The 24,641-nt window shown below is 30.2% G+C and carries 22 protein-coding genes, 2 tRNA genes and 1 pseudogene; 13 read left to right on the top strand and 12 right to left on the bottom strand.

What is annotated here, in order from left to right; all coding sequences use genetic code 11:
* Positions 1-34 precede the first annotated feature (34 nt).
* Positions 35-658 carry a fumarylacetoacetate hydrolase family protein gene (locus ACIQ56_RS00335; RefSeq protein ID WP_397599088.1) on the top strand — a complete coding sequence of 208 codons (624 nt, stop codon included), beginning with the start codon at positions 35-37 and terminating at the stop codon, positions 656-658.
* Between the two features lie 213 nt (positions 659-871).
* The gene (locus ACIQ56_RS00330) at positions 872-1,129 is read left to right on the top strand and encodes a hypothetical protein (RefSeq protein ID WP_397599087.1); all 258 of its coding nucleotides are present in this window, start codon (positions 872-874) and stop codon (positions 1,127-1,129) included.
* On the opposite strand, the gene ACIQ56_RS00325 is transcribed toward ACIQ56_RS00330, so the two are convergent.
* Positions 1,121-2,038, bottom strand: a complete 918-nt coding sequence (locus tag ACIQ56_RS00325) for an alpha/beta hydrolase (RefSeq protein ID WP_397599086.1) — start codon at positions 2,036-2,038, stop codon at positions 1,121-1,123. The genes ACIQ56_RS00330 and ACIQ56_RS00325 overlap by 9 nt on opposite strands.
* Before the next feature lie 114 nt (positions 2,039-2,152).
* Here ACIQ56_RS00325 and ACIQ56_RS00320 point away from each other — a divergent pair, with 114 nt between their 5' ends.
* From ACIQ56_RS00320 to ACIQ56_RS00310, 3 genes are all read left to right on the top strand, one after another.
* Complete coding sequence (locus ACIQ56_RS00320) at positions 2,153-2,641, top strand: DUF3015 family protein (protein WP_397599085.1); 489 nt, start codon at positions 2,153-2,155, stop codon at positions 2,639-2,641.
* 121 nt (positions 2,642-2,762) lie between these two features.
* Entirely contained in the window at positions 2,763-3,203 is a 441-nt protein-coding gene (locus ACIQ56_RS00315; RefSeq protein WP_397599084.1) for a DUF3015 family protein, read from the top strand.
* A gap of 2 nt (positions 3,204-3,205) precedes the next feature.
* A complete protein-coding gene (locus ACIQ56_RS00310) occupies positions 3,206-5,155 on the top strand; it encodes a DUF4105 domain-containing protein (protein WP_397599083.1) in 1,950 nt (649 codons plus the stop codon).
* Positions 5,156-5,161: 6 nt separating this feature from the next.
* Here ACIQ56_RS00310 and ACIQ56_RS00305 read toward each other — a convergent pair whose 3' ends face one another.
* The 7 genes from ACIQ56_RS00305 to ACIQ56_RS00275 are packed head-to-tail and all read right to left on the bottom strand — an operon-like array spanning position 5,162 to position 12,586.
* Positions 5,162-5,767 (bottom strand): cob(I)yrinic acid a,c-diamide adenosyltransferase, encoded by a 606-nt coding sequence (locus ACIQ56_RS00305; protein WP_397599082.1) that lies wholly within the window; start codon positions 5,765-5,767, stop codon positions 5,162-5,164.
* Between the two features lie 38 nt (positions 5,768-5,805).
* Positions 5,806-6,732 carry an ABC transporter permease gene (locus ACIQ56_RS00300; RefSeq protein ID WP_397599081.1) on the bottom strand — a complete coding sequence of 309 codons (927 nt, stop codon included), beginning with the start codon at positions 6,730-6,732 and terminating at the stop codon, positions 5,806-5,808.
* Between the two features lie 2 nt (positions 6,733-6,734).
* Complete coding sequence (locus ACIQ56_RS00295; RefSeq protein WP_397599080.1) at positions 6,735-7,760, bottom strand: ABC transporter permease; 1,026 nt, start codon at positions 7,758-7,760, stop codon at positions 6,735-6,737.
* Positions 7,760-9,388, bottom strand: coding sequence for an ABC transporter ATP-binding protein (locus ACIQ56_RS00290; RefSeq protein ID WP_397599079.1), 1,629 nt, complete (start codon positions 9,386-9,388; stop codon positions 7,760-7,762). Before ACIQ56_RS00290 ends, ACIQ56_RS00295 begins: the two co-directional genes overlap by 1 nt.
* 47 nt (positions 9,389-9,435) lie before the next feature.
* On the bottom strand, positions 9,436-10,482 hold the full coding sequence (locus ACIQ56_RS00285; protein WP_397599078.1) for a BMP family protein: 1,047 nt from the start codon (positions 10,480-10,482) through the stop codon (positions 9,436-9,438).
* A gap of 1 nt (position 10,483) precedes the next feature.
* A complete protein-coding gene (locus ACIQ56_RS00280) occupies positions 10,484-11,488 on the bottom strand; it encodes a BMP family protein (protein ID WP_397599077.1) in 1,005 nt (334 codons plus the stop codon).
* Between the two features lie 30 nt (positions 11,489-11,518).
* Positions 11,519-12,586, bottom strand: coding sequence for a BMP family protein (locus tag ACIQ56_RS00275; RefSeq protein WP_397599076.1), 1,068 nt, complete (start codon positions 12,584-12,586; stop codon positions 11,519-11,521).
* Positions 12,587-12,851: 265 nt separating this feature from the next.
* On the opposite strand from ACIQ56_RS00275, the gene ACIQ56_RS00270 reads away from it, so the two are divergent.
* From ACIQ56_RS00270 to glmS, 5 genes are all read left to right on the top strand, one after another.
* Positions 12,852-12,928 (top strand) — tRNA-Arg (locus ACIQ56_RS00270).
* 17 nt (positions 12,929-12,945) lie between these two features.
* Positions 12,946-13,036, top strand: a tRNA-Ser gene (locus tag ACIQ56_RS00265).
* A gap of 73 nt (positions 13,037-13,109) precedes the next feature.
* Entirely contained in the window at positions 13,110-13,547 is a 438-nt protein-coding gene (tadA, locus tag ACIQ56_RS00260) for a tRNA adenosine(34) deaminase TadA (protein WP_397599110.1), read from the top strand.
* A gap of 108 nt (positions 13,548-13,655) precedes the next feature.
* A complete protein-coding gene (locus ACIQ56_RS00255; protein WP_397599075.1) occupies positions 13,656-14,474 on the top strand; it encodes an NTP transferase domain-containing protein in 819 nt (272 codons plus the stop codon).
* Between the two features lie 28 nt (positions 14,475-14,502).
* The gene (gene glmS, locus ACIQ56_RS00250; protein ID WP_397599074.1) at positions 14,503-16,353 is read left to right on the top strand and encodes a glutamine--fructose-6-phosphate transaminase (isomerizing); all 1,851 of its coding nucleotides are present in this window, start codon (positions 14,503-14,505) and stop codon (positions 16,351-16,353) included.
* A 17-nt stretch (positions 16,354-16,370) separates the two neighbouring features.
* On the opposite strand, the pseudogene ACIQ56_RS00245 reads toward glmS, so the two are convergent.
* A pseudogene (locus ACIQ56_RS00245) lies at positions 16,371-16,759 on the bottom strand (tautomerase family protein).
* 213 nt (positions 16,760-16,972) lie between these two features.
* Here ACIQ56_RS00245 and ACIQ56_RS00240 point away from each other — a divergent pair.
* Complete coding sequence (locus tag ACIQ56_RS00240) at positions 16,973-17,353, top strand: methylglyoxal synthase (RefSeq protein ID WP_397599109.1); 381 nt, start codon at positions 16,973-16,975, stop codon at positions 17,351-17,353.
* Positions 17,354-17,399: 46 nt separating this feature from the next.
* On the opposite strand, the gene ACIQ56_RS00235 is transcribed toward ACIQ56_RS00240, so the two are convergent.
* From ACIQ56_RS00235 to ACIQ56_RS00225, 3 genes are all read right to left on the bottom strand, one after another.
* Positions 17,400-19,370 carry a S41 family peptidase gene (locus ACIQ56_RS00235; RefSeq protein WP_397599073.1) on the bottom strand — a complete coding sequence of 657 codons (1,971 nt, stop codon included), beginning with the start codon at positions 19,368-19,370 and terminating at the stop codon, positions 17,400-17,402.
* 156 nt (positions 19,371-19,526) lie between these two features.
* Complete coding sequence (locus ACIQ56_RS00230) at positions 19,527-20,291, bottom strand: substrate-binding periplasmic protein (protein ID WP_397599072.1); 765 nt, start codon at positions 20,289-20,291, stop codon at positions 19,527-19,529.
* Between the two features lie 24 nt (positions 20,292-20,315).
* On the bottom strand, positions 20,316-22,583 hold the full coding sequence (locus ACIQ56_RS00225) for a hypothetical protein (protein ID WP_397599071.1): 2,268 nt from the start codon (positions 22,581-22,583) through the stop codon (positions 20,316-20,318).
* A gap of 148 nt (positions 22,584-22,731) precedes the next feature.
* On the opposite strand from ACIQ56_RS00225, the gene ACIQ56_RS00220 reads away from it, so the two are divergent.
* Positions 22,732-24,063: a PhoH family protein gene (locus ACIQ56_RS00220; protein ID WP_153420259.1), complete on the top strand. Its 1,332-nt coding sequence runs from the start codon at positions 22,732-22,734 to the stop codon at positions 24,061-24,063.
* Between the two features lie 20 nt (positions 24,064-24,083).
* Positions 24,084-24,536, top strand: coding sequence for a hypothetical protein (locus ACIQ56_RS00215; RefSeq protein ID WP_397599070.1), 453 nt, complete (start codon positions 24,084-24,086; stop codon positions 24,534-24,536).
* Positions 24,537-24,641 lie beyond the last annotated feature (105 nt).

Genomic DNA, 24,641 nt, shown 5'->3' with positions numbered 1-24,641 from the left:
GTAAAAGGGCATCTTGTCCCTTGGAGACTTAGTTATGGATAAAATTGTTTGTGTTGGCAAGAATTACATGGAACATGCAAAAGAGTTGGGTGATGCTATTCCGGAAAAACCCGTCCTTTTTATTAAACCCAAAAGTATTTTAAGGGCTGCAATCGATCATGAAGAGCTTTCCTTGGTTATTCCTCAAGTATCTAGCTCTTTGCATTTTGAAGCAGAAATTGTTTTACGCTTAGATAAAGGTGGATTTCAGCTCGATTTAAAAGAAGCAGAAAAAGCAATTGGAGCCGTTTCAATTGGACTAGATATGACCCTAAGAGAACTTCAAGCAAAACAAAAAAAAGAAGGACATCCTTGGACGACTAGCAAAGTTTTTGTAGACAGTGCTGTTGTTGGTCCTTGGTTAAGAGTATCTGAATTTCCAAATTATTTAGAAGAAAAATTCACATTTTCTCTTGACGATAAAGTCAAACAAGAAAGTTTTGGAAAAAATATGACCATGTCTCCTGTCGAATGTGTTTCTTACATTAGTAAGTTTTTTCCACTTGTTGCTGGAGATCTTATATTTACAGGAACACCAGCCGGGGTAGGACCTGTGACTTCAGGCCAAAGAGGAGTTCTTAGTTTTGGCTCCATTCGTTATTCTGTTCTTTGGTCATAATAGCTGTTATTTTAATAAAAAATCTACTTTAAATAAGATCATAAAAGTAAACAAAAATAATAAATAATAAATAATTTTTAAAGATAACCAAATATTTTAAATAAATAATTAATATATAAAATTGACTAAAAAAAATTATTTAATTAAAATTTTTTAGATACTATTGTATTGAATTATAATTTTATCAAATTTTTTAGATATTGAGGATGAATTATGATTAAAAAGTTTTTATCATTATCTATTTTATTATTTTCTAGCTTACCCGTTAGTGCAAAAATGAATAAATATTTTTCAAATAATATAGAACTTTTAAATTCTGATATATCTAATTCTAGAAATTTCTTAGATAAAAATTTGATAGAATGTTCAAAGGCTTGTTTTACTGATAAAAAGAATATTGAAGATATTTTAGGAAATCAAAATTATGATGAAATTTATGAAAATGAAATGATTTTTAAAGAATTATTTTGAATCATAAAAAGATTTAGGAAATAATTCTACATATGTTGTCAAATTATCATTTAAATTTTTTTCACATTTATCTTTCGCTTGAGTTAAATGCATGCATAAATAATTTAATAACTTTCTTCTATAAATGTCATCTTTTATTACCAATGCAGAGCAATGTCCTTTTTCATTTAATTCCCAAAACTCTTTAGGATTCTCAGCTTCTTTAAATAAAGATGATCCTGATTCAAAAGGAACAACGGGGTCTTCTGTACTATGAATAAATAATGTAGGTATTTTAACTTGTTTTATATAGTCGATAGGACTTAAATTATCTGAAACTAAAAAACTAAGAGGCCATTGCAAAGGCCAGGTAAGCCAAATACTAGCTAATTTTTGGCGCGAAATTGTTCTGTACGAAGCAAATGTGCTATCTAAAATAATTGCTTGCACTTCTTGAATTGGGTTTTCAACGTAAGCAGGAACAGCAACTGCTCCTCCAAGACTTTGAGCAAAAATAAATATATCTTTTGTTCTTGAATTTTCTTTAAGCCAATTTAATACAGACTTACTATCTATAAATAAGCCATCTCTCGTTGATTTACCTGTAGATTTACCGTATCCACGATAATCAAATGAAATAATATCGTAGCCATAACTTGCTAACCAAGAAAGATACATAAAATGAGTCGTTATATTTTCTGCATTTCCATGAAAATGTAAAATAGTTGCATATGGTTCTTTGTTTTTAGAATAAATAAACCATCCATTTAAGTTCTCATTATCTTCTGTTTTAATAGAAATCTCATCATATTTTAAGCTTAATTTATCTGGTGTTACTCTGACTTCTGAATCAGGATAATAAAAAAGGTGGTTACAACCTGAAACGAAATTTATAATAATAAATAAATAAAAATAAATACTTTTAGTCAATTTTCAGACTCCTTAAAAATCATGTTAAATAGATTTAATATTGACTAATATATAAATCCTTAATAAACATATACATATACAATTATTCGTAACATTGTAAGGAGTCTTATCAAGATGTTTCGGAAAAAATATTTGTCCTTAGGTGTCATCATTTTTTCTGTTCCTTTTTGTGTTTATGGAAAAACACCTTTTGGAATGGCTGGATGTGGACTCGGATCGCAAATAATATGGCCTGAAGGAAATCAAGTTTCTGCATCCACTACAAACGAAACTTTAGGAAGTCAAGTATTCGGAATTACATCTGGCACTTCTAATTGTTTGGAGCCTTCTAAAGAAGCGGCACTTAATGCGCAACAAAGATTTATGGCAGATAATTATTCTATTTTATCAAAAGAAATGGCTCAAGGAGATGGAGAAACATTAAAAGCTTTTTCCAATACATTTGGTTTTAAAAAAGAAGTATTTAATGATTTTGTAGCAAAAATGCAAAGCTCATATTCTCGAATTTTTGTTGCTCTAGGTATCATGGCAGCGCTTGATGTCGTTCAATCCGAGATTAAAAATAAACCTCAATTGGCCAGTGGTTGTTCTCTTGTCATTTAATTCATCATAAGTCAATTTGGAGAATTATTTAATGAAAAACTATAAACTGATAAGTTCTTCTTAGTTTGTTTTAATTTCATCTATTCATATTAATTCATGGGCTCAAAACCAAATAGCAAAAGTGGGGAAATATAAAGATGTAGATCCGTGGGGAATGGGTGGGTGTGGCCTTGTTTCTTTATTTATTAAAGAAAAAGACATGTTAGCACAAATTGGAGCTTCGGTTGTAAATATATATTCTGGTTCAACTCAATCTTTTACGATATCGTCCGGAACATCGAATTGTGTTGCTTCTAGAAGTAATTTAGCATTAAAGAAACAAGAAGTTTTTATTACTGTTAACTTGTCTAGTTTATCTAAAGAAGCTGCACAAGGAAATGGTGAGCATATTTCTGCTTTAGCAGAAGTATTTGGTTGTCCAAATGAGTACTTTGCAAAGTTAAGTCAATGTCATTATGAAAAAATATATAGCATTAATGAACCTAAAGTTGTTTTAAAAAATTATATTACTGAAGTTAAGTCCAATGAAAACTTAGCAAAAAACTTTACTAGAACTATATAATAATGATGTCAAAAAATAGGGTACTATATTTTCTCTATTTTACATTATTTGTTTTTTGTATTTTAATTTTACAAACAAATAAAGTTTATGGAGAGTCGTTAAGTTATATAGATAAATTAATTGCTGACGCTCAATATAAAAAACTTTGGAATAAGAGAGCTTGGAGTAAGTTATTGCTTATTCCAGATCATTTTCTCTATAAAAGTAAACGAAGTTTGATTAGCGATAAGTCTTATTTTTTGGCGTCAGATGGAAAATATAATCCTGAAAATGAACTTATTTCAACTCTTAAAGCATTCAATGAACCTTTAATTATGAATAGTTCTGTCAAAGAGTATATGCACCCCCAATGTAAATATGCTGCTCGTTTTCATTGGCTTGTTAAAGAACTCGATATTGATCCAAATAAAATGACATTTCAGTCCTGTCCTGAATTGCATAAATTTATTGATTATTTAGATTATAAAGGTGTTTCCCTTGTTTTTTCTAATTATGTTGCCGATGGTCCTGGTTCTTTATTTGGACATACCTTTTTAAGACTTCATCGAAATTCTGATGCAAATAGTGATTTTGCACTCCTAGATGATATTGCAAATTTTTCGGCTTTTGTTCCTCAAGAAAAAGGATTACTTTATCCAATTAAAGGATTAGCAGGAGGGTATAAAGGTCGATTTGCTGTTGTTCCATATTATCAAAAAATACAAGAATATAATAATTATGAAAGTAGAGATTTATGGGAATACAGATTAAATTTATCTAAAGATGAAATACGTTTACTTGAAAAATTATTATGGGAAGTTGGTTGGTCATATATTGATTATTATTATATAGATGATAATTGTGCTTTTGTTATGCTCTCTGTTCTTGAAGCTGTTAAACCTGAATTAGAATTAACAGGAAAGCTTTGGTTATATGCCATTCCTTCTGATACCATTCGAATTGTAAATCGTGTCCCCAATTTTGTAAAAAGTATTCATTATAGACCATCTGTTTTGTCACGTTATGTAACAAGAATGTCTGTTTTGAATCAAAATGAAACAAAGATTGTAAGTAAAATAATTTCTAATGATGAAAATCTATCAGTTAATTCTTTATCAAATGAATGTGATAAATTTTGTAAAGCACGAACAATTGATTCTGCTCTTGAATATATAGACTATAAAGAAAAACTTGTTGGTTCAAATGATCCTATTCAGTTTCAAAACTTACGAAATAATTTATTAATTGCAAGAGCACAAGACGGAGTTAAAGCGGATCCCTTATTATATTCTCCACAATCAAGCACCCCTCATTTAGGACATGATTCTGGTCTTGTTTCTTTAAGTCTTGGTACCTCATTTAATGGAGATATTTTTTCAGATTTAAGATGGCGACCCGCATTACATGATATCGAAGCAAATGAACAAGGATATAGCAATGGATTGGGTGTGGGTTTTTTAGATACAATTGTTCGAGTAGATTATAAAAATAAACAGATTAATTTAAAAAATTTTCATTTATTAGAAATTACTTCTTTGCCAGAACAAGTTCCGAATATTCAATTTCTCGCATGGCATTTTGATACAGGATATGAGTATGGATTTGGATTTGGAGATGCAGCAACGCAAGGAAGAGAATATTTAAAAATGGGCATTGGTTCCGCTCTTTTTGGTTTTGAAAATGAAGCTTTATTGTTTGCTATCATTCATGGTGATATCGGGTATTCTTCAGGATTTGGAGCTCATATAGGACCGACGCTTTCCCTTGGTGGCTTAGCAAAACTATCACCCTATTTTAAATTAATTTTACAATCTGATATTGCGAAAAGATTTAATAAAGAAAGAGATATTGATTCAATTGAAAATTCTTTAATTCTAACTTCTTTTATTACTCAAAACTTTGAAACTCAATTAGGGTATGTATATAAAAATGGAATTAATGAAATTTCTTTAGGATTGCGTATTTATTTTTAATTATATTTAATCTTTTAAATTATTCAGAGCCCTAACACCCATGTTTTTATCCCAAGTAACTTCTTTTATATTTACAAGTTTTTGGACCCAGCGAGAAAGAACAAATAAAAGGTCAGAAAGTCTATTTATATAGGGAATTATATGAGGATTGATTTCTTTTTCTTTTGATAACGAAACAATCAATCGTTCCGATCTTCTGCAAATTGTTCTTGCTAAATGCAAATATGAGTTTAATAAAGTTCCACCAGGTAAAACAAATTCGTGAAGAGGTTCAAGTAAATTTTGACAATGATCAATTATTTTTTCTAGCTGTTTAATATCAAATTCATTAATTACAATCATTTTTTCCCAGCGAGAAGATAATGGTGTCGCTAAATCTGCTCCTAAATTAAATAAATCATTTTGAATAGCAAAAAGCCAAGTATCAAAAAGTTCTTGTTCTTTATTAGGAATATTAAGTATATTTTGTCTACAAATTCCAATAATGCTATTTAGTTCATCAACAGTCCCATAAGCTTCTATTCTTAAATCATCTTTAGATATTCTGCTGCCGTCTGCTAAACCTGTAGTTCCTTTATCTCCTGTTTTAGTATAAACTTTAACAATTCTCATAAAATATATCCTTGTTTTAATAAAACGATTTATAAAAATTATCTGTTTCTTAAATAAGGCTGACCTAAAGCTTTTGGAGGCCTACTTTTTCCAACAAAACCAGCAACAATAATTATAGTTAGTAAATAAGGAATAATTTGAATAAATTGTGGTGAAACCACAAAATTCCATATTTGAGATAATATAGGAATATCAAAGTTTGGTTTTGGAATTTGTATTCCTTGTAGTGTAATTCCAAGAGCATCAAAAAAGCCAAAAGCAAGACAAGCAAGAGCAACGGCTATTGGTCTCCATCCACCTACAATTAAAGCTGCTAATGCCATATATCCACGTCCTGCGGTCATATTTCTTGTATAACTGCTTGAAAGACAAATTGATAAAGTAGCACCACCCAAACCTGCTAAAAATCCGGAAAGTAACACTCCACTCCAGCGTGTATTAATAACATCGATTCCTGAAGTTTGTAGTGCATCGGGGTGTTCTCCAGCAAATTTATGCCAAAGACCATAGGGAGAGTATTTAAACCAAAGCCAAACAAGAGCCATAATTATCCAAACAGCAATGATTGGTTCATAAATAAATCGGTTATTCATTGCAATTTCAGGTGTTGATCCTGTGTTTTGAAATAAAATTTGTGAAGCAAATGGCACACAACCTGCAGCCAAAATTGTAATAGCTGTTCCTGTTACAATCTGATTTGATTTGAAATTAATAACAAATAAACCATATATTGCAGCCATTACCATTCCAGCAATTCCACCAGAAAGAAATCCTAATAAGGGAGAATGCGTTAATGTAGTTACAGCTGCAGCGGTAAATGCACCTGCAAGCATTTTACCTTCTAAGGCAATATTAATAATTCCACTTCGTTCACTAAATAAACCACCAAGAGCAGCAAATATAAGTGGAGCAGACATACGAATGGTAGCGCCGCTAATTGAAGATAAGAGGTTGATCCATTCCATAACTATTTAGCCTTTTTTTTAGATAATATTTTTTCCCAAAGTCCATCAGCTGAAACCGCGAGAATAATTAATGCTTGAAGAACAAGTGCAAGATCAGAAGTTACATTGTGTGTAAAAATTTCTAAATCGCTAGCACCTTTTTGAAGAGCTCCAAAAAGAAGTCCAGAGAAAATGATTGCTAATGGATTTCCTCTTGCTAAAAATGCAACAGCAATACCTGTAAAACCGTATCCCGGAGAAAAATCAAGCTTAAAACATTCCGATCTACCTAAAATTTCGCCAACGCCAACGAGACCTGCAAGAGCTCCAGCTATAAACATAGTTAAAATTTGTGTTCTAGAGATGCTTATTCCAGCTGTTGAAGATGCGGATTCATTTTCACCCACACTTCTAATTTCATAGCCCATAGGAGTTCTGTATAAAAATATCCATGATAAAATGGCAACAACAACAGATAAAAATATGGCAGAAGTAACAGGTGCACCTTGGAAAAAGTGATAAGCTTCAATGACATAATTTTTAGAAATAGGAAGTGTTTGTGGATTTTGGGTATTTGGGTCTTTTAATAAATAAACTGTAACATAACTAGCAATTCCTGCAGCAATAAAATTGAGCATAATTGTAATAATGACTTCGTGAGCTCCTCGTTTTGCTTTAAGGTAACCAGCAATTCCACCCCAAAGACCACCAGCAAATGCAGCACAAAGTCCTGCAAAAATAGCAGCAAAAATAGTGGGAACATTTGGAAATAGAGCTCCAACAGATGCAGCAGCTAAAGCACCCATTGTAAGTTGTCCTTCAGCGCCAATATTAAACATTTTAGCTTTAAAAGCCATTGCTACAGATAAACCTGTTAGAATTAATGGCATGCTGTATGTTAAAGTCATGCCAAAATCATATGGTGTTCCAAAACCTGATTTTGCAAATATAATAAAAACATTAATTGGATTTTCACCAGCAATACATGTAACTAATAAACCTAAAATTAAAGCAATAATTGTTGCTATTATGGGACGGAGGATTTTCATTATGAATTTCCTCCATTTTCTTTAGATAATCCACCACACATAGCTAATCCTAATAAATGCTCATCGGCTTCGTTTCTTTTAAATTCGGCTACAACGCTTCCGCCATACATAACTAAGATTCTATCTGATAAAGTAATAATTTCGTCTAGCTCAGATGAAACGAGTAAAACCCCAACACCTTTATCACGTTCTAATACAATTTGTTGATGAATATATTCAATTGCACCAATATCAACACCACGAGTAGGGTTTGCAGCCACAATAAATTCGGGTTCTTTTCCAAATTCTCTTGCAATAATTATTTTTTGTTGATTTCCTCCAGAAAATCCAGATGCATTTAATTTGGAGTTTTTTGGTCTAACATCATATTTTTCCATTTCACTTTTTACAGTTCTTTGGATTTCTTTAATTTTTTGTAATATTCCAAATCTGAATTTTTTCTCCCAATGCCTTCCTAAAATATAATTTTCTTCAGCAGACATATTTAAAAGCAAGCCATTTTTGTGACGATCTTCTGGTATAAATCCAACAATTAAGTCTTGCATTTGAGAGCTTTTTTTATAAGTAACATCTGTTCCTAATAAATGTATTTTACCAGAAGCAGGATTATTTTCAGATGGTTTTTTACCAAAGTATTTTTGGGGATGAAAAATTAAATCGAGAAGTTCAGATTGGCCATTGCCTTCAACTCCAGCTATGCCAACAATTTCTCCACCTTTAATATTAATTGAAATATTATTTAGTAAATTTCTTTTAGAATCCTTGGTTAAATAATCCTTCAAGGTAACATTTGTTAATTCAAGAACAGTTCTTTTAATATTTTTTCCACTAGGAATATCTGGTCTTAAGTTTACATTTCTTCCAACCATCATGGAAGCAATTTTTTCTTCAGTGGCTTCTGAAGTTTTTATTTCACCAACAACTTTTCCAGTTCTAAATACAACAATATTATCTGTTAAATTTAATACTTCTCTTAATTTATGAGTAACTATAATTATAGTTTTACCCTCATTTTTTAATTTTTTTAAATTTTCAAATAGTTCATCTACTTCTAATGGAGTTAATACAGCTGTAGGTTCATCGAGAATTAAAATATCAGCATTTCTATATAGTAATTTTAATATTTCAATTCGTTGTTGCATACCAACGGGAAGTTTTGATATTTTGACATTCAGAGGAACATTTAAACCATATTTTTTAGCAAGAGCTTCAATTTCTTTTTTAGCTTTTTTTCTATCAATTATATTAAAAGGAGTTGGAATAAAAGGGAGTTTTAAAGTATGTTCTTCATCACCTAAGATAATATTATCAAGACCTGTGGCTGTTTCTGCTAACATAAAGTGTTGATGAACCATACCAATTCCATTTTTAATGGCATCTTTTGGAGAAACCCAATGTTGGGGTTTTCCATTTACTAAAATTTCACCGCTATCTTCTTTATATAATCCAAATAAAATTTTCATAGCAGTTGATTTACCGGCACCATTTTCGCCTACAAGAGCTTGAATTGTACCTTTTTCGACAGAAAAAGTTATTTGATTATTAGCAATAACATTTCCAAATGATTTTGTAACATTTCGAAATTCTATAGCGTGTGATTGTTCCTTTAATTGATTTATTGTTTTCATTTTCTACTTATCTTGATTAGGTTAAAAATAAAAAAAGATTTTAAGATTCAATTTTTACTGGTTTTATAAAAATCAGGAACAATAATTTTATTATCATTGATATCTTTTTTAATTCGATTTATTTCTTTTATTTCTGAGTCTTTAAATAATTTTTTATTAAAATTATCATATGACCAATCAATTCCACCATCTGCAAATCCATATTTAATAACTCCAGTAGTGAATTTATTATCCACAAAATCTTTTATAGCAGTAAATACTTTTAAATTTACTTTCTTTTCCATGCTTGTTAATACAAGACCTGGGGCTATATAATTTTGATTTGAATCAACTCCAATAATAAATTTATTAGAAAATTTTCTATTGGCCTCTTCTACAGCATCAAATGCACCTTGTGATGAAGCACCTGCAGCGACAAAAATAACATCTGTGCCTTGCGTGTACATTGAAAGAGCAATTTCTTTTGCTTTTGTAGGATTATTCCATGCGGCAGAAGTTATGCCAACAAAGGTTTCAGTTACTTTAATTTTAGGATTTATATATTTAGCACCAGCTTCAAAACCTAAACCAAAGCGTTTAATTAATGGAATTTCCATTCCACCTATAAATCCGACATTTCCGCTTTTAGATTTCATAGCAGCAATGGCACCAACTAGAAAACTTCCTTCGTGTTCTTGAAAAGAAATAGATCTAATATTTGGTTCATCAATTGTAGAGTCAACTAAAGCGTATTTTTGATTTGGGTATTTTTTTGCAACTTTCCCAACAGAATCAGCATTATTAAATCCAACAGCTATGACAAGTCCACATTCACCATTAGAAAAAGAACGGATGAAATTTTGAGATTGAGCATCATTGGTAACAGTAACATATTTGCTTTCTTTAGATATTTTTAGTTCTTTTTGTGCTCTAATAAAGCCATCATAAGCGGATTGATTAAATGATTTATCATCTTTGCCGCCTTTATCTAATACAAGACAAATCTTAGGTAGTTCTGTTTTTGTAGAAGCATTGGAATTTAAAGATAAAATATTTAAAATACCAAATGTTGGTAAAAGAAAAAAACTTTTTTTAAATATTCTTGTGGACTTCATTTCAATTTTTCGCCTCTTTGCTTAATGTTTGAATTTTATTTAATGCAATTTCATTTTTAATATGATTGATTTTTATAATTTCAGCTTCAGTAAATAATTCTTTATTATATTTATCTAATGCCCAGTTAATGCCGCCATTAGAAATATCATATGTGTAAAGACCTGTTGTAAATTTATTATCAATTATATTTTGAATTGTATCTAAAACCGATTTTTCTATATCTTTTGTCATACTTGTTAATATCATGCCGGGTTTAATCCAATTTTGATTTGAATCGCATCCAATGGCATATTTTTTAGTATTTTTTTTATTTGCTTTTTCAGCTGCATTAAATACACCGAGCCCCGAACCTCCTGCTGCGTGAAATATAATATCAGCCCCCTGATCAAATTGGCTTAAAGCTATTTCTTGAGCTTTTGTGGGATTATTCCAAGCCTCAACTGATATACCAACGTATCCAATTAAAACATTGATTTTGGGATTAACATATTTTGCACCAGCAGTATATGCGGTCTCAAATTTTTGAATTAATGGAATATTCATTCCACCAATAATACCTATAGATCCTGTTTTAGATTTAATGGCAGCAATTGCTCCCATTAAAAAAGCTCCTTGTTCATCTCTAAAAACAATGGAGCGTACATTTTTTTTATCTACATTTGAGTCTATAACTACAAATTTCTGTTCTGGAAATTGAGGCGAAATAAGTTTAATGGTGTCAGCATTATTTATGCCAACAGCAAAAATAATAGAGCATTTTCCTTTAACAAAAGATCTTACTGTTTGATTTAAATGATTTTCATCCTTTGCTTCTATTACTTTACTTTCTCTAGAAATTGGTAAACTTTTAAATGCTTTTTGAAATCCGTTATAAGCTTCTTGATTAAAAGAGTGATCGTCTTTACCCGCTTTATCAAGAACCATGCAAATTTTAGGTTCCGTATTTGAAAAGGCGGATAAAGGGAATAAAGATAAAAAATAGAATGGAGAAAGAAAATTTTTCATAAAAGCAATATCCTTAATTAGAAGGAAAATTTATTTCTTTTCCTGTTCATAATAATCTGGAACCGTAATTTTGCCGTTTATTATCTTTTCTTTAATACTGTTTATTTCTTTAATTTGCGAACTTGTATAGAATTTTTTGTTGTGTTCGTCATAAGCCCAATCTACACCACGATCTTTAAGGCCGAATGCGGTATGTCCTGACGTAAATTTATTTTCAACAAAATCTTTAATTGTAAAATACACAGCGTTATCAACTCTTTTAACCATGCTAGTGATGATAATGTCAGGTTTAATCCAATTTTGGTTGGAGTCTACTCCAATAGCATAATGTTGTTTTTTATGGTTTGTTTTTTTGTTCATTTGTTCAGCAGAATCGAACACGCCTTGTCCAGAGTTAGCGGCAACTTGAAAAATAACATCCGTTCCTTCATTATATTGGGCTAAAGCAAGCTCTTTTGCTTTTGATGGATTATTCCAAGCATCAGGAGTAATACCAACATAAGATGTCGTTATTTTTATCTTTGGATTGATGTATTTAGCGCCGGCAGTATAGCCCGTTTCAAATCTGTGAATGAGTGGAATATCCATACCACCAATAAATCCAACTTTTCCAGAAGTCGATTTCATGGCAGCAATTGCGCCAACTAAGAAAGATCCATCATGTTCTTGAAAAGTAATAGAGCGGATATTTTTTGCTTTGTTTTTTTCTTCAAGGTTTGTGTCAACAACTAAGAATTTTTTATTTGGATATTTTAAAGCAAGCTCAGGGATAGAGTCTGATGGATTAAAACCAATAGCGATAATTAAATCGCAATTCATAGAAGTGGCAAAATTTCTAAAGAAATTAGAAATTTGATTGTCATTTTTGGGTTCAACAAATTTACTATCTTTGCTAATTGCAAGTTCTTTTAAAGATTTATTAAAGCCGTTTACAGCAGACTCATTGAAAGAGTGGTCATCTTTTCCACCTTTATCAAGAACCATACAAATTTTAGGAGGGGCTTGCTTTATGGAATTCGCTAAGGAAGTAAGAGAATAAGTGCTTAGAAGTGTTATAATTATCATTCTTGCTTTTTTGATCATGCGGGTAGAGGGCACGTGGATTCCTTTCGGAGAAAAGTTTCTTGGTAAAATGAATTACTTAGCCATATAGGCAAGAATCTGACAAGGCATAACACAAAAGAATCAAATGTTTCTAGGACTTTTTTTGAATCTATAATGCAATAAAGTAATAGAAGTTTTTCTTCCAATAATTTCTGTACAAGAAAAAAGTGAGATTGTATGTTGACTAATGTGAGTTGATTTTGTACACCACAGAACACTCTGGCAATCGAGGATTTTTTCTCGAAGGTTAGAATGCATAGCGCGGTTAGCTCAGCTGGATAGAGCACCAGACTACGAATCTGGCGGTCAGGCGTTCGAATCGCTTACCGCGCGCCATTTATATTTTTCCCTTGGGAGCGATGGGTGAGTTGGCTTAAACCACGCCCTTGCTAAGGGCGCGAAGGGGAGACTCTTCCGAGGGTTCGAATCCCTCTCGCTCCGCCACCTTTTTAAAACAGGTGTGTTATTGTCCACTGAAGCAATCCAACCTAAAACCAAAAATCTTGATATTTTATACATGAATAAGTGCATTGAATTGGCAAATTTAGCAGCTGCTAAAGGTGAAGTTCCAGTAGGAGCCCTTATTGTCAATTCTCAAGATCAAATTATATCTGAATCTTATAATTTACGTGAAACAGAAAAAATGGCCACAGCCCATGCAGAGCTTCTTGCTATTGAGCAAGCATGCAAAAAACTTTCACGTTGGAGACTTCAAGATTGTACTTTGTACGTTACATTAGAACCTTGTTTTATGTGTGCTGGTGCTATTATTCTGGCAAGAATTCCAAGAGTTGTTTTTGCTACCCAAGATCCAAAAGCAGGTGCTGTAGGAAGTTTAACAAACATACTAAATGATGATCGATTAAATCATAAATGTGAAATTGTTTCAGGCATATGCGCAGAAGAATCTTCTTATATTTTAAAATCTTTTTTTAAAAACCGCAGAAAAAAATAAATCCTCTTTTTGGCTATTGTGTAAAACTCAGAGTCTCTGTATTTTGCATTTTTATGATCCGTCATTTGAGATCTAAATTTATTTATATTTATTTTGGAGAATTCATTTGTGTCGCATCAAAATTTATCTAAAGAAAAATATACAATTGGAATTGTTTTAGCGGCTGGAATGGGCAAAAGAATGAACTCTAAGATTCCCAAAGTTGCCCATATTTTATTAGGAAAGCCACTCGTTATTTGGGCAATAGAATCTCTTATTCAAGCTGGTGTATCAAAAATTGTGATAGTTATTTCACCAACCCAAACCATGGTTGAAGAAATCATTTCTAATTATAAATTTTCTGAAGAAACTCAAATTCATTTTGCTTATCAAGATGTACCACTGGGTACTGGACATGCGGCTCGCTGTGGTGTTGATTCTGTTGCAAAATATTTTGACAAAGAAGTGAGTCAAAATTTAAATTCTTTGAATATACTTATTGCTTATGGTGATACTCCTGCTGTTAAAGGATCTACATTTATAGAATTTTTAAATTATCATTCTGAAAATAAGAATGCTTTTTCTGTTCTTGTATTTAAAGCAAAAAATCCTTTTGGATACGGAAGAATTATTACAGATAAAAAGGGTGAATTTCTTGCTATTTGTGAGGAAAAAGATTGTAGTGAAGACCAGAAAAAAATTAATTTATGCAATTCAGGTTTTTTATGTGCAAATTATTTAGAAATGCAAAAAATGTTTCCATTGTTAAAAAATGAAAATGCAGCAAAAGAATATTATTTAACAGATTTACCTGTTTTATCTAAAAGTTCAGGAAAAAAAGTTGGTTATTTAATTGGAAAAGATGAATTAGAATTTCTTGGGATAAATTCTCAGGAACAGTTAGCAGAAATGGAAATAAAATTTAAAGAAAAATTTTCAAATAAATAAAAAATATAATTATGGAACGAGGTATTATATGTGTGGAGTTATAGGTTATATTGGTGAAGGCGCAACACCTGAATTTTTTTATAATGGCCTCAAAAGACTAGAATATAGAGGATACGACTCAGCGGGTATCGCAATGATGAATTCTGATGGAGTTTTTATACAAAGAGCAGAAGGCAAGCTAGTTAATTTGCAAAAAAAACTAGAATTGTTACCTAAATCAACAAAAATTGGAATTGGCCATACGCGTTGGGCTACACATGGAAAACCAACAGAATTAAATGCTCATCCTCATCGCTCTGAAAATATGATTTTATTGCATAATGGAATTATAGAGAATTACAAACCGTTAAAAGAATTTTTAATGAATAAAGGTTATAAATTTCATAGCGAGACTGATACTGAAGTAGCTGCTCATTTATTAAATTATGAATTTAAGCAAAATCTAAATATACAAAACCCTCTTGAAAGAATGAAAAAATCAATTTTTTCATTAGTATCTCAAATTAGAGGGGCCTTTGCATTTGGTATTTTATGCACCGATGTTCCAGATACTTTATTTGTCGTAAAATATGGGTCTCCAGTTGTTTTAGGTATTGGAGAAAATGAAAATTATATGGCTTCTGGAATTACTGCTTTAGTTGATCATACACGCCAAATTATTATTATGGAAGATAAAGAAATTGCTTATCTTACTTCAAAAGATATTTCTATTGTAGATTTCGAAGGAAAGTCTGTAAAAAGAGATCCTATTTCTGTTTCTTGGTCAACAAGTATGTTGGATAAAAATGGCTTTGATCATTATATGCTAAAAGAAATTCATGAACAGCCACAAGCCGTAGCGCAAACTATTAATGGTAGATATGATCTTGATACTGGTAAAATAAATTTAAAAGCTTATGGTATAAATCATATTAATTTAAAAGAAATGAATCGAATTCAAATTATTGCTTGTGGAACAAGTTATTATGCAGGATGTTTAGCACGTTACTTTATTGAAAAATTTACTAGTATTCCCGTTGAAACAGAATTAGCAAGTGAATCTCGTTATAGATCACCTACAGTGAACTCACATACTTTGAGTATTGCTGTTTCTCAGAGTGGCGAAACAATTGACACTCTTCAGGCAATAAAGTTTGCAAAAGAAAATAAAGCAAAGACTTTAGCCATTATAAATGCTCCTGGAAGTAGTATTGCTCATGTTTGTGATGATCAAAGTCTTATTTATGCGGGTCCTGAAGTCGGAGTTGCTAGTACAAAAGCATTTTCGGCTCAATTGGCGTCATTAATTCTTTTAGGATTAGCTATTGCTCAGGAGCAAAAAAAATTAAATAGCCATAAAATCTCCGAATATATCGATGAATTGATTAAGGTACCAAGTTTTCTTGAAAAAGTATTAATGTTATCAAATGGAATAAAAGAAATTTCAATTAAATATTATAACCTTAATAGTTTATTATTTATTGGACGAGGACATCAATGGCCAGTTGCATTAGAAGGAGCTTTAAAATTAAAAGAGCTTTCTTATATACATGCAGAAGGCTATGCGGCGGGCGAGTTAAAACATGGTCCAATTGCATTGATTGATGAAGATATGAGTGTCGTTTGTCTGGCACCAAAAGATTCATATTATGAAAAAACAATAAGTAATATAGAAGAAATTAGAGCTCGTGGAGGGCGTATTCTTTCCGTTGGTACAGAAGGGGATAAAGAACTTCAGAATATTTCAGACGATTTTATTGCAATTCCTGAATGCTCAGAAATTATTTTACCTTTTCTAACAGCAGTGCCTATGCATTTATTAGCTTATTGGGTTGCTGTAAGAAAAGGAACTGATGTAGATCAACCAAGAAATTTAGCAAAAAGTGTCACTGTTGAATAATAATATAGTATATCTATTTATTTATTGTAGTATCTAAATTCTTGTGTTTTTCCGCCGTATCCATAGCATGCGGCACGAACATCGTGAATATAAATATAGCTCTCCTCATGTAAATTGCCTAAGATTTCTTCAAACCCTTCAAAATCTTCTTTAATATATTGCATTTTTTCTACTTTTGTATTTGTTTTATCTGTGATTTTTATGTCAAAATAAATTGAATTTTTGCTTTGGTTACTTAGTAAATCTCCACCAACAAACCAAATATCATGATCAATATATTCTATAATAATTGCTGTAACATCAGATTTTTTCTTTAATATTTTTGTGGTAATATTAATTAATAAAATATTGATATCATTATTTAACTTTTTGTTTTTTCACTTACTTTTACATTGAGTATTGGCATTTTTTCTCCTGTAATATATTTTAATAATATTTTTTTGATAGTAATATATTTTTTATTCATTATAATGTAAATAGAATATTGTAATTTGAGTAGTAGTATTTTTTAACATTTTTTATTATATTTTGAAAAATGGCTTTTAATTTTAAACTAATTTATGGGATTATAAAATGGGAATTAAATATAAAGAAGTAATATTACCAGAAAGAAAAAAAAATAGTTTTAATTGCACATGACAACAAAAAAAAAGAGTTACTAGACTGGGCTGTATTGCACAGCAATAAGCTAGCTGATCATGAACTTTATGCAACAGGTACAACAGGTAAACTATTAGAAAGAGAAACAGGCTTTAAAGTTACATGTTTTGAAAGTGGACCATTAGGTGGAGATATGCAGGCTGGTGCTCATATAGCAGAAGGAAAATTAGATCTTGTTCTTTTTTTCTGGGATCCTTTAGCTGCTCAGCCTCATGACCCCGATGTTAGAGCTTTATTAAGAGTTGCTGTTGTATGGAATGTTCCTTTAGCTTGTAATCGAGCTTCAGCTGATTTCTTAATTAGTTCACCATATTTTTCATGTGAATATAAAAAAAAATAACTGATTTTAGTGTTTATAAAGGAAGAAAAACAGAGTAAAATAAAACTTATCTATTTAAATAGAATTTCTTAGGATTTTTATAATTACTCATATCATCCATTATTTTATTAAATATTTTTTCATCATTATTTAAAATATCATAGCTTGTAGGTTTGTAAATATAATCCGAGATAACACCATTACCTTCTATGTATTGCTCATCTTTACTATTATTAACTCTTTTAATTTTATTCCAGGCAAAACGTATTTCACTGCCTTTAGGAAGTGGGTTTCCATTTGGAATAATGGATGATTTTGTTCCTCTTTCGTCAATAACAACAGGAATTAAAAAATCTTTCCATTCTATTACGTTTGCTCCTCCTCCGCCAGTGTGTTTTGTTTCTCCAAATATTCTTGCAATTTTATAATCTTTAAATAGAGACGTGAAAACATCGCAGGCAGAATAACAATTGCTATTTGTTAATACTGCTATAGGTTTAACTGTTAAAATTGGTTTTAATATTTCTGTATTTTCTTTTGTGTAATTTGGAGGAAGAGCATCATTTTCATCTCCGTCGAATCTGTCTGCAGCTTCAAGTAAAACTTCCCTTTTATTAACAAGATTTCTTGCAAACTTATCGTTTATTAATTTTTCCATTTCATTAACAGTATCTAAAATTGGGGCTGTTAATTCGTCTTTAGTTCCTTTTCTAGAATAATATCTGGACATTTCTAGATTATAAAAAGTATCACTGTTTGTTTGAGAAACAAGAGGTCTTACATCCATATTTTTTACAAATTGATTTGTAAATAAATTAGCAATAAGTTGAGGAAAACTGCCATATCCCCCTCCATTTCCTCTTACATCAAATATAATTCCCGAAATTTTATCTTTATTTTCTAAAACAAAGCTTCGAATTATATTTACTTCATTAATTATTTTTTCTCTTGCAACTAAATAATCATTTAAATCATAATCTCCACTTGGCATAAACATATTTAATCTGATAATTCCAAATTTTTTATCTCCTCTTTCAGATATTCTAGTTGTAATATTTGCATTTGAATTTGAATTTGCTGATTGGTAAAAGTTTTCTATGGATTCGTCTTGGTTTGTTTTATTTAATTTATAAAATAAAGAATTATTCATTATATTGTTAAAATTATTAAATTTTTCTTTAGTTGTTTTATTTGTGTTACAAATATCTGCCGCAGATTTATAGTTTTGCCAAGGAAAAGAATATTCTTTAATTGATCCATCCGAAGTTTTTTTAACTTTTATAGTAAATCTTCCTTCAGGTGTTTTTAAATAGGCTCCATTTCTTGAAAAGAAATTTTGAACTGACCGGGTTTTATAGGCATCTTCATTAGCACCGCGGGTATATTTACCTAATTCATTTATAGCAACTTTTGCTGGCATTTCTTCAGTTGAAAGTCCTTCAATTCCAATATTTGATATAGACAAAATTTCATCATTTAATTGAAGATCATTATAATTTAAATTATCATTTTGATTCTCAAAATTAGTGGTTACAGCTAATTTTTTTGATATGATTAATTTCTCATTTTTTCCATTTATATCATAAGATAAATCTACTTTTAATGGAAATCCTCCAATGACACATCTAGCTGGTAAAGGATATTTAAAACCGGTATGTAGATCTCGTATATTCATAAATATAGACATTGTTTTTCTGAGCAATTCTTCAGAGCTCATATTTATATTTAATTTATTTGCTTCTCTTAGAGCATCATAATGATAATCCGTAATTTTTTGCAATCTATTAACATAATAATCATTAAAAACAGTTTTTACAGAAGAAATAAGATTTTCTTTTTCTTCTAGTGTTAATTCTGGTAATTCCCATTTTAACTTATCATTACTTGTTATGCTTAAAGAATAATAATTTTTATATTCCGAATTTAAACTATTATTATCTAAATTATTATTTTTTTTTCCACATGAAGAAAATAAAATCAAAGAGCATAAAATTGAGGATGTATATCTTAAATTGGGAATAGATTTTTTTAAAATCACGATTTCTCCATTTTTTAATTAATTGTTAATTTGTACTTCTAATATTATAAAAGTAATTTTAGTGAATGAAAAAATGTATAATTAATTATTTTTAAAGTCAATTTATTTATTTATTTAAAATTAAATTTTGTTATGTTATAATTTGTTTAATAAAATTTATTTATTTTTATAATATCCGTATTTTTTTTGTATATTTATAATTTTTTCATTATTCTTAATTTTATTAAAAGAATCTTTTAATTTTTTGATTAAATTTTCATTCGTATCTTTACTAAATGCTAAATATAGTTGAGTTTCTTTTATTGTAAATATTGGATTGAATTTTGTATTTAATAATTTAGCATTATATAGACCAACTAATAACCCCGTAGCCCATAAATCAATTCGACCTTTTTCAAGCTTTGTGGGATTAAATTTTTCTTCATTTGATATATCTAAGTTTTCATTTGACTTAAATCCGTTTTGTAATAAATAATTCGCTAATGCGCTTTGATTATAAACTCCAATTTGGTATTTTTTGGCTCCTTCTAAATCTTTTATATTAATTTTAGATTCCTTTTTATAAAAAAAGACCCAGTCATTTTTTATAAGTGGGCCAATCCAATGAAATAATTTTTCTCTATCTTGTGTTCTTGCTAATGAATAGAGTCCAATTTCTTTATTTTTAAGAGCAGTGTCATATGCTCTTGCCCATGGCATAATTTCTATTTTGTATTTAATTTTTGCATTATTAAATATTTCTTCTACAATTTCAGTAGATATTCCTGTAATTTTTTTATTTGAATTTTCAAAGTTATTAGGAGGCTTTTCTTCGGTTAATATTGTTATTACCTCTTTTGCATAACAAATATTTTGGAAAAATATAAAATTGATAATAAAAAATATTGAATATTTTTGTAAAAATAAATATTTTAGTATCATTATAAACTCTTTTAATAAAAAAAATTATGAGTTTTTATAGTTATTTTTTAAAGAATTAATAAATATTAAACTTTCCCATGCATTTTTCCTTGTATAATGATAAATTTTTTCTAGATTTTCAAAAGTATTTTCACAAAGATGAAAAATTTCTTTTGGTAAATTATTATAATCTTCGCTACCAAGCATCATCATAGAAGTTTTAATTTTTTTAATTTCATCTTCTTTACTCTCATATATTCTTCTAGCAATTATCGATAACTCTGCTTCAAATACTTTAGCAAAATTAAGTTCATCATTTGGTCTTTCAACTCTCCAAGAAGCCAGTTTGGCAACGAGTCTTTCTCTGATATCTCTTTTATTGCCAGTAGCACCCATTAAAGTTTCCATTTCATCCATTGTGCTTTCATTTGCTTCTTCATTTCTTCCTGTAATATCGTTTTGTATTTTCTCTTTTTTAATAAATGCAGAAACATTTCTCATGTATCTTTGTAAGGCTTTTATATATTGTTCTTCGTCATATAAATTTAAGGCAGACAAAAACTCTTTATGAAATTGTAACGAGTATTGTGTTTTAATATACTTAATAAACTCTCTATAATCATGATAACCACCTCGTGGTTCAAATTGTAGATAGTCATAAATTGTTCTATCACGGGTTAATTTTTCAATTTCATCAAATAAAGCTATGGCTGATAAAGAATCATGTCTTTCATTTTGTGCTGCAAAATAAAGTAACATCTTCATTTCTCTTGGACTTGCTCCAAATCTTCCTTCATATGCTACAGAGCTTTGGCTTTCTTTTAAAATTTCTTCTACGTTCTTTTTTAATAGACCTTTTTCAATTTCAGTAAAGGTATTTGATGGTTCATTTCCATCATAAAGAGCTTGTTTATCATATGGATCAAGTCTTGCAATTAAATTTCTTAAACCAGGATCATAATAATCTGGATCAGGTTGACGTAAGCGTGTTAAAACTGCCCATTTTGCTAATAATATAAGAGAATGTGGGCCAATTTTTTTTGTTTTTTCTATTATTTTAATATCTTCTTCATATATTTTTTGTTCTAGTTTTGCTGATAATAAGTATGGAACTCTTACTAATTCAAATCTTCCTTTAAATGAAGGCCAATCAGGAGAATTTTTAAAAGCATCAAGATGTTTTTCATTTGTGCTTGCCATCATGATCAAATCAAGATCAGCTATTCCACTTGGTAAATTAATATTCATTTTTTCAATTGTAGTTAATAAGTATTTAAAAGCTTCAAGCGGGCGTTTTAATAAATCGGCAAATTCAATAAATCCTCTGTTCGCATCTATGAGTTCTCCCTGGGGTTCAAAAATTCGAATATTTTGAAGGGCAGGGGGAATATTTTGAATATTTCTTTCCATAGTGATTTGTCTGTCTTGAGCATCTATTGCCATTTGTGGTTCTACGGAAGCAATTCCTACACGATATCTGCTACTATAGAAAAATCTTTCTACTTGAACATGGCGAAGAACTTTTTCAAGATCTCCTTTATAGGCAACTATAAGTGAATCAAAAATTTTCTTACTTTTAGCGCCTAATGCACCTTCTTCTAGATACATGGGAATATCATCATTATACATAGCATTAGAAGTAATTTTTTTATAAAATTCAACACGCTCTTTTTTCGGTAAAATAAAAATAGGATTTTCTTTCATTTCACTTACTATTTTACACATTATCTCATCATCTTCTAAATGAGCGAATGATTTACTTCCATTTCGAGTTGGAGCTTCATCTCCAAAGCCAATATGTTTATTAAAATTGTCTCCTAATCCTTCATAGCCAATTTTATCTGATGGAAAAATCCAATTAAATTTATATACAACTCCATGTTCTGTTTTTGAATATTCTTCAAGGGCATTAGCTAAAGACTCAGCAGTCGAAGACTTACTTGAACCATTTGGACCATGTAATAAAATAAGTTTGTCAACTTTGCCTTGTCTAACAAATTGTTCGAGCACCCTATATATACTTTCGTGTGCTTCTTCTTGGCCAGTAATGGCTGGTTTATTTTTTCCTCGAATTCTTTCAAATAATTTAAAATGTCTTTTGGTAATATTATAACTATGTTTAACTTCACTAACTCCAAAATATTTGAACATATCTAACATATATTCTGCAGAGTTTCTTATTAGTTTTCTAGGGTCTTTACTAAAAATATCTAAAAATTCATCGAATGACAAAATATATTTTTGCTCTTTGAATTCACGTTTCACACTTTCTGAAACACTATTAAGCAGATCTTTGGATTGCAATTGTGCCATTTCTTTTTTCTCCAACTTTCGTACTAAAAAAAAATGCCTGTATCTGTTAACCTCAAACCATTCTCATGGAATGATAGAGTAAGAATTGATTTCTTGTAAGAGCGCGATCCCTCTTTGGATCGAATTATTTGTCGAAAGGGGTATAGGGTTGAAAAAGAAATTTGTAATAGACACAAATGTGTTGTTATCCAATCCAAGTGCCATTTTCTCTTTTGAAGATAATGATGTGTATATTCCAATTTCCGTAATTGAAGAATTAGACACATTTAAGAAGGGCCTTAGTGAAACAGGAAGAAATGCACGTCATTTTTCAAGAATTTTGGATGATTTACGTGAAAGAGGATCTTTAAGTAACGGAATCCCCCTTTTTAATGACAAAAGAGACAGTGGAAAAGTTTATGTCGTTTTAGAATCTGATATGGCCTTATTACCTGCTCATTTTGAAAGGAAACCAGATAATTTAATACTTAGCGTAGCTCTTATACTAAAGAAACAGGTTGGTAATATGCCTGTTATCTTAATTACAAAAGATTCAAACTTGCGTATTAAAGCGGATGCTTTGGGAGTAAGCGTCTCTGACTTTGAAGCAGATAAAGTAAATATCGAAGAACTATATACAGGTATTGTAGAATTTGAAGTAGAATCTGAAATTCTTAAAAAATATTTATCATCAGGTTCTGTTTCTTTAGAAGAATATGACTTGATGCCTAATCAATATGTTATTTTAAGAGATTCAAAAGATCCTCTTCAGTTTGTTTATGGAAAATATGATCATGTAACAGGAAATTTAAAGAATTTAAACTTAGGGGGCAAAGATTTTGTTTGGGGAATTTATCCAAGAAATCTGGAACAAAGTTTTGCTTTAGATTTATTACTTGATGATGATGTGAAGCTTGTTACATTGGTAGGAACAGCAGGTACTGGTAAAACATTATTAGCCATTGCAGCAGGATTAGAAAAAACCACAGATGAGTCTAAATATCAAAAACTTCTTGTGAGTAGGCCTATTTTTCCCTTAGGGAGAGATGTTGGTTACTTACCTGGTACCTTAGAAGAAAAATTGAATCCTTGGATGCAGCCTATTTTTGATAACTTAGAATTATTATTAGGTGGTGTTTCTCAAGGAAGACAAAAACGATTGTCTCAAAGTTATCATGAGCTTATAAATCAAGGAATATTGGAAGTTGAGCCTCTGACATATATAAGAGGTCGTTCTATTCCGAATCAATTTTTTATTGTTGATGAAGCTCAAAACTTAACACCACATGAAATTAAAACAATATTAACGCGTGCAGGTGAAAATACAAAAATTATATTAACGGGAGATCCTTATCAAATTGATAATCCTTATGTAGATGCTGCTTCAAATGGTCTTACCTATGTGGTGGAGAGAATGAAACAAGAAGCCATTGCGGGACATGTTTCTTTAGTAAAAGGAGAGCGTTCAGCTCTTGCTACAATAGCAGCAACGTTACTTTAAATATTTTTGGTGTTTCGTTTATGAAAAATTTAATTGATAAATGTGAAGAGACGATTCGGGCTAAATTTTTTTGCATTCCTAATTTACTTGAAAACTGTAAAGTGGAAGAATTTGACGGTTTTCAAGTTACTAAGTCCCCTTATTTAACTTCCATGTTTAATATTTCTTGGTTGAATAAAGTAAATCCTATTTATCTTGAGTCCTCACTTAAAAAACTTATAAATTACTTTTCTCCAAATCCATTTTCACTTTGGCTTGGTCCAAATTCTTTTCCATTAGATTGCAATGATATTTTAACGACGTTGGGATTTACGCAAGAAGCAAATGAAACAGGAATGATAATTGATTTAAATTATAGCAATATTAGGGAGTGTTTTGGAGATGTAAATAAAGTAACAGATATTAGTGAAGTCATTTATTTTATTGAAGTTCTTGAAAGTTATGATTCCTTTGTCCGTGTGTCCTCCCAATAAGTGATTTTTACAAAGCATAAATCCAGAATTAAATCTCCTTTTGAGGAGGAGATTTAAATGGAGATGGAAAATAGACTTTTAAAATTGTCAGAGCAAGTTGCTTTT

Source organism: Silvanigrella sp., from assembly GCF_044369315.1.
Classification (GTDB): domain Bacteria; phylum Bdellovibrionota_B; class Oligoflexia; order Silvanigrellales; family Silvanigrellaceae; genus Silvanigrella.
This window is presented reverse-complemented; position numbering and strand designations above follow the sequence as displayed.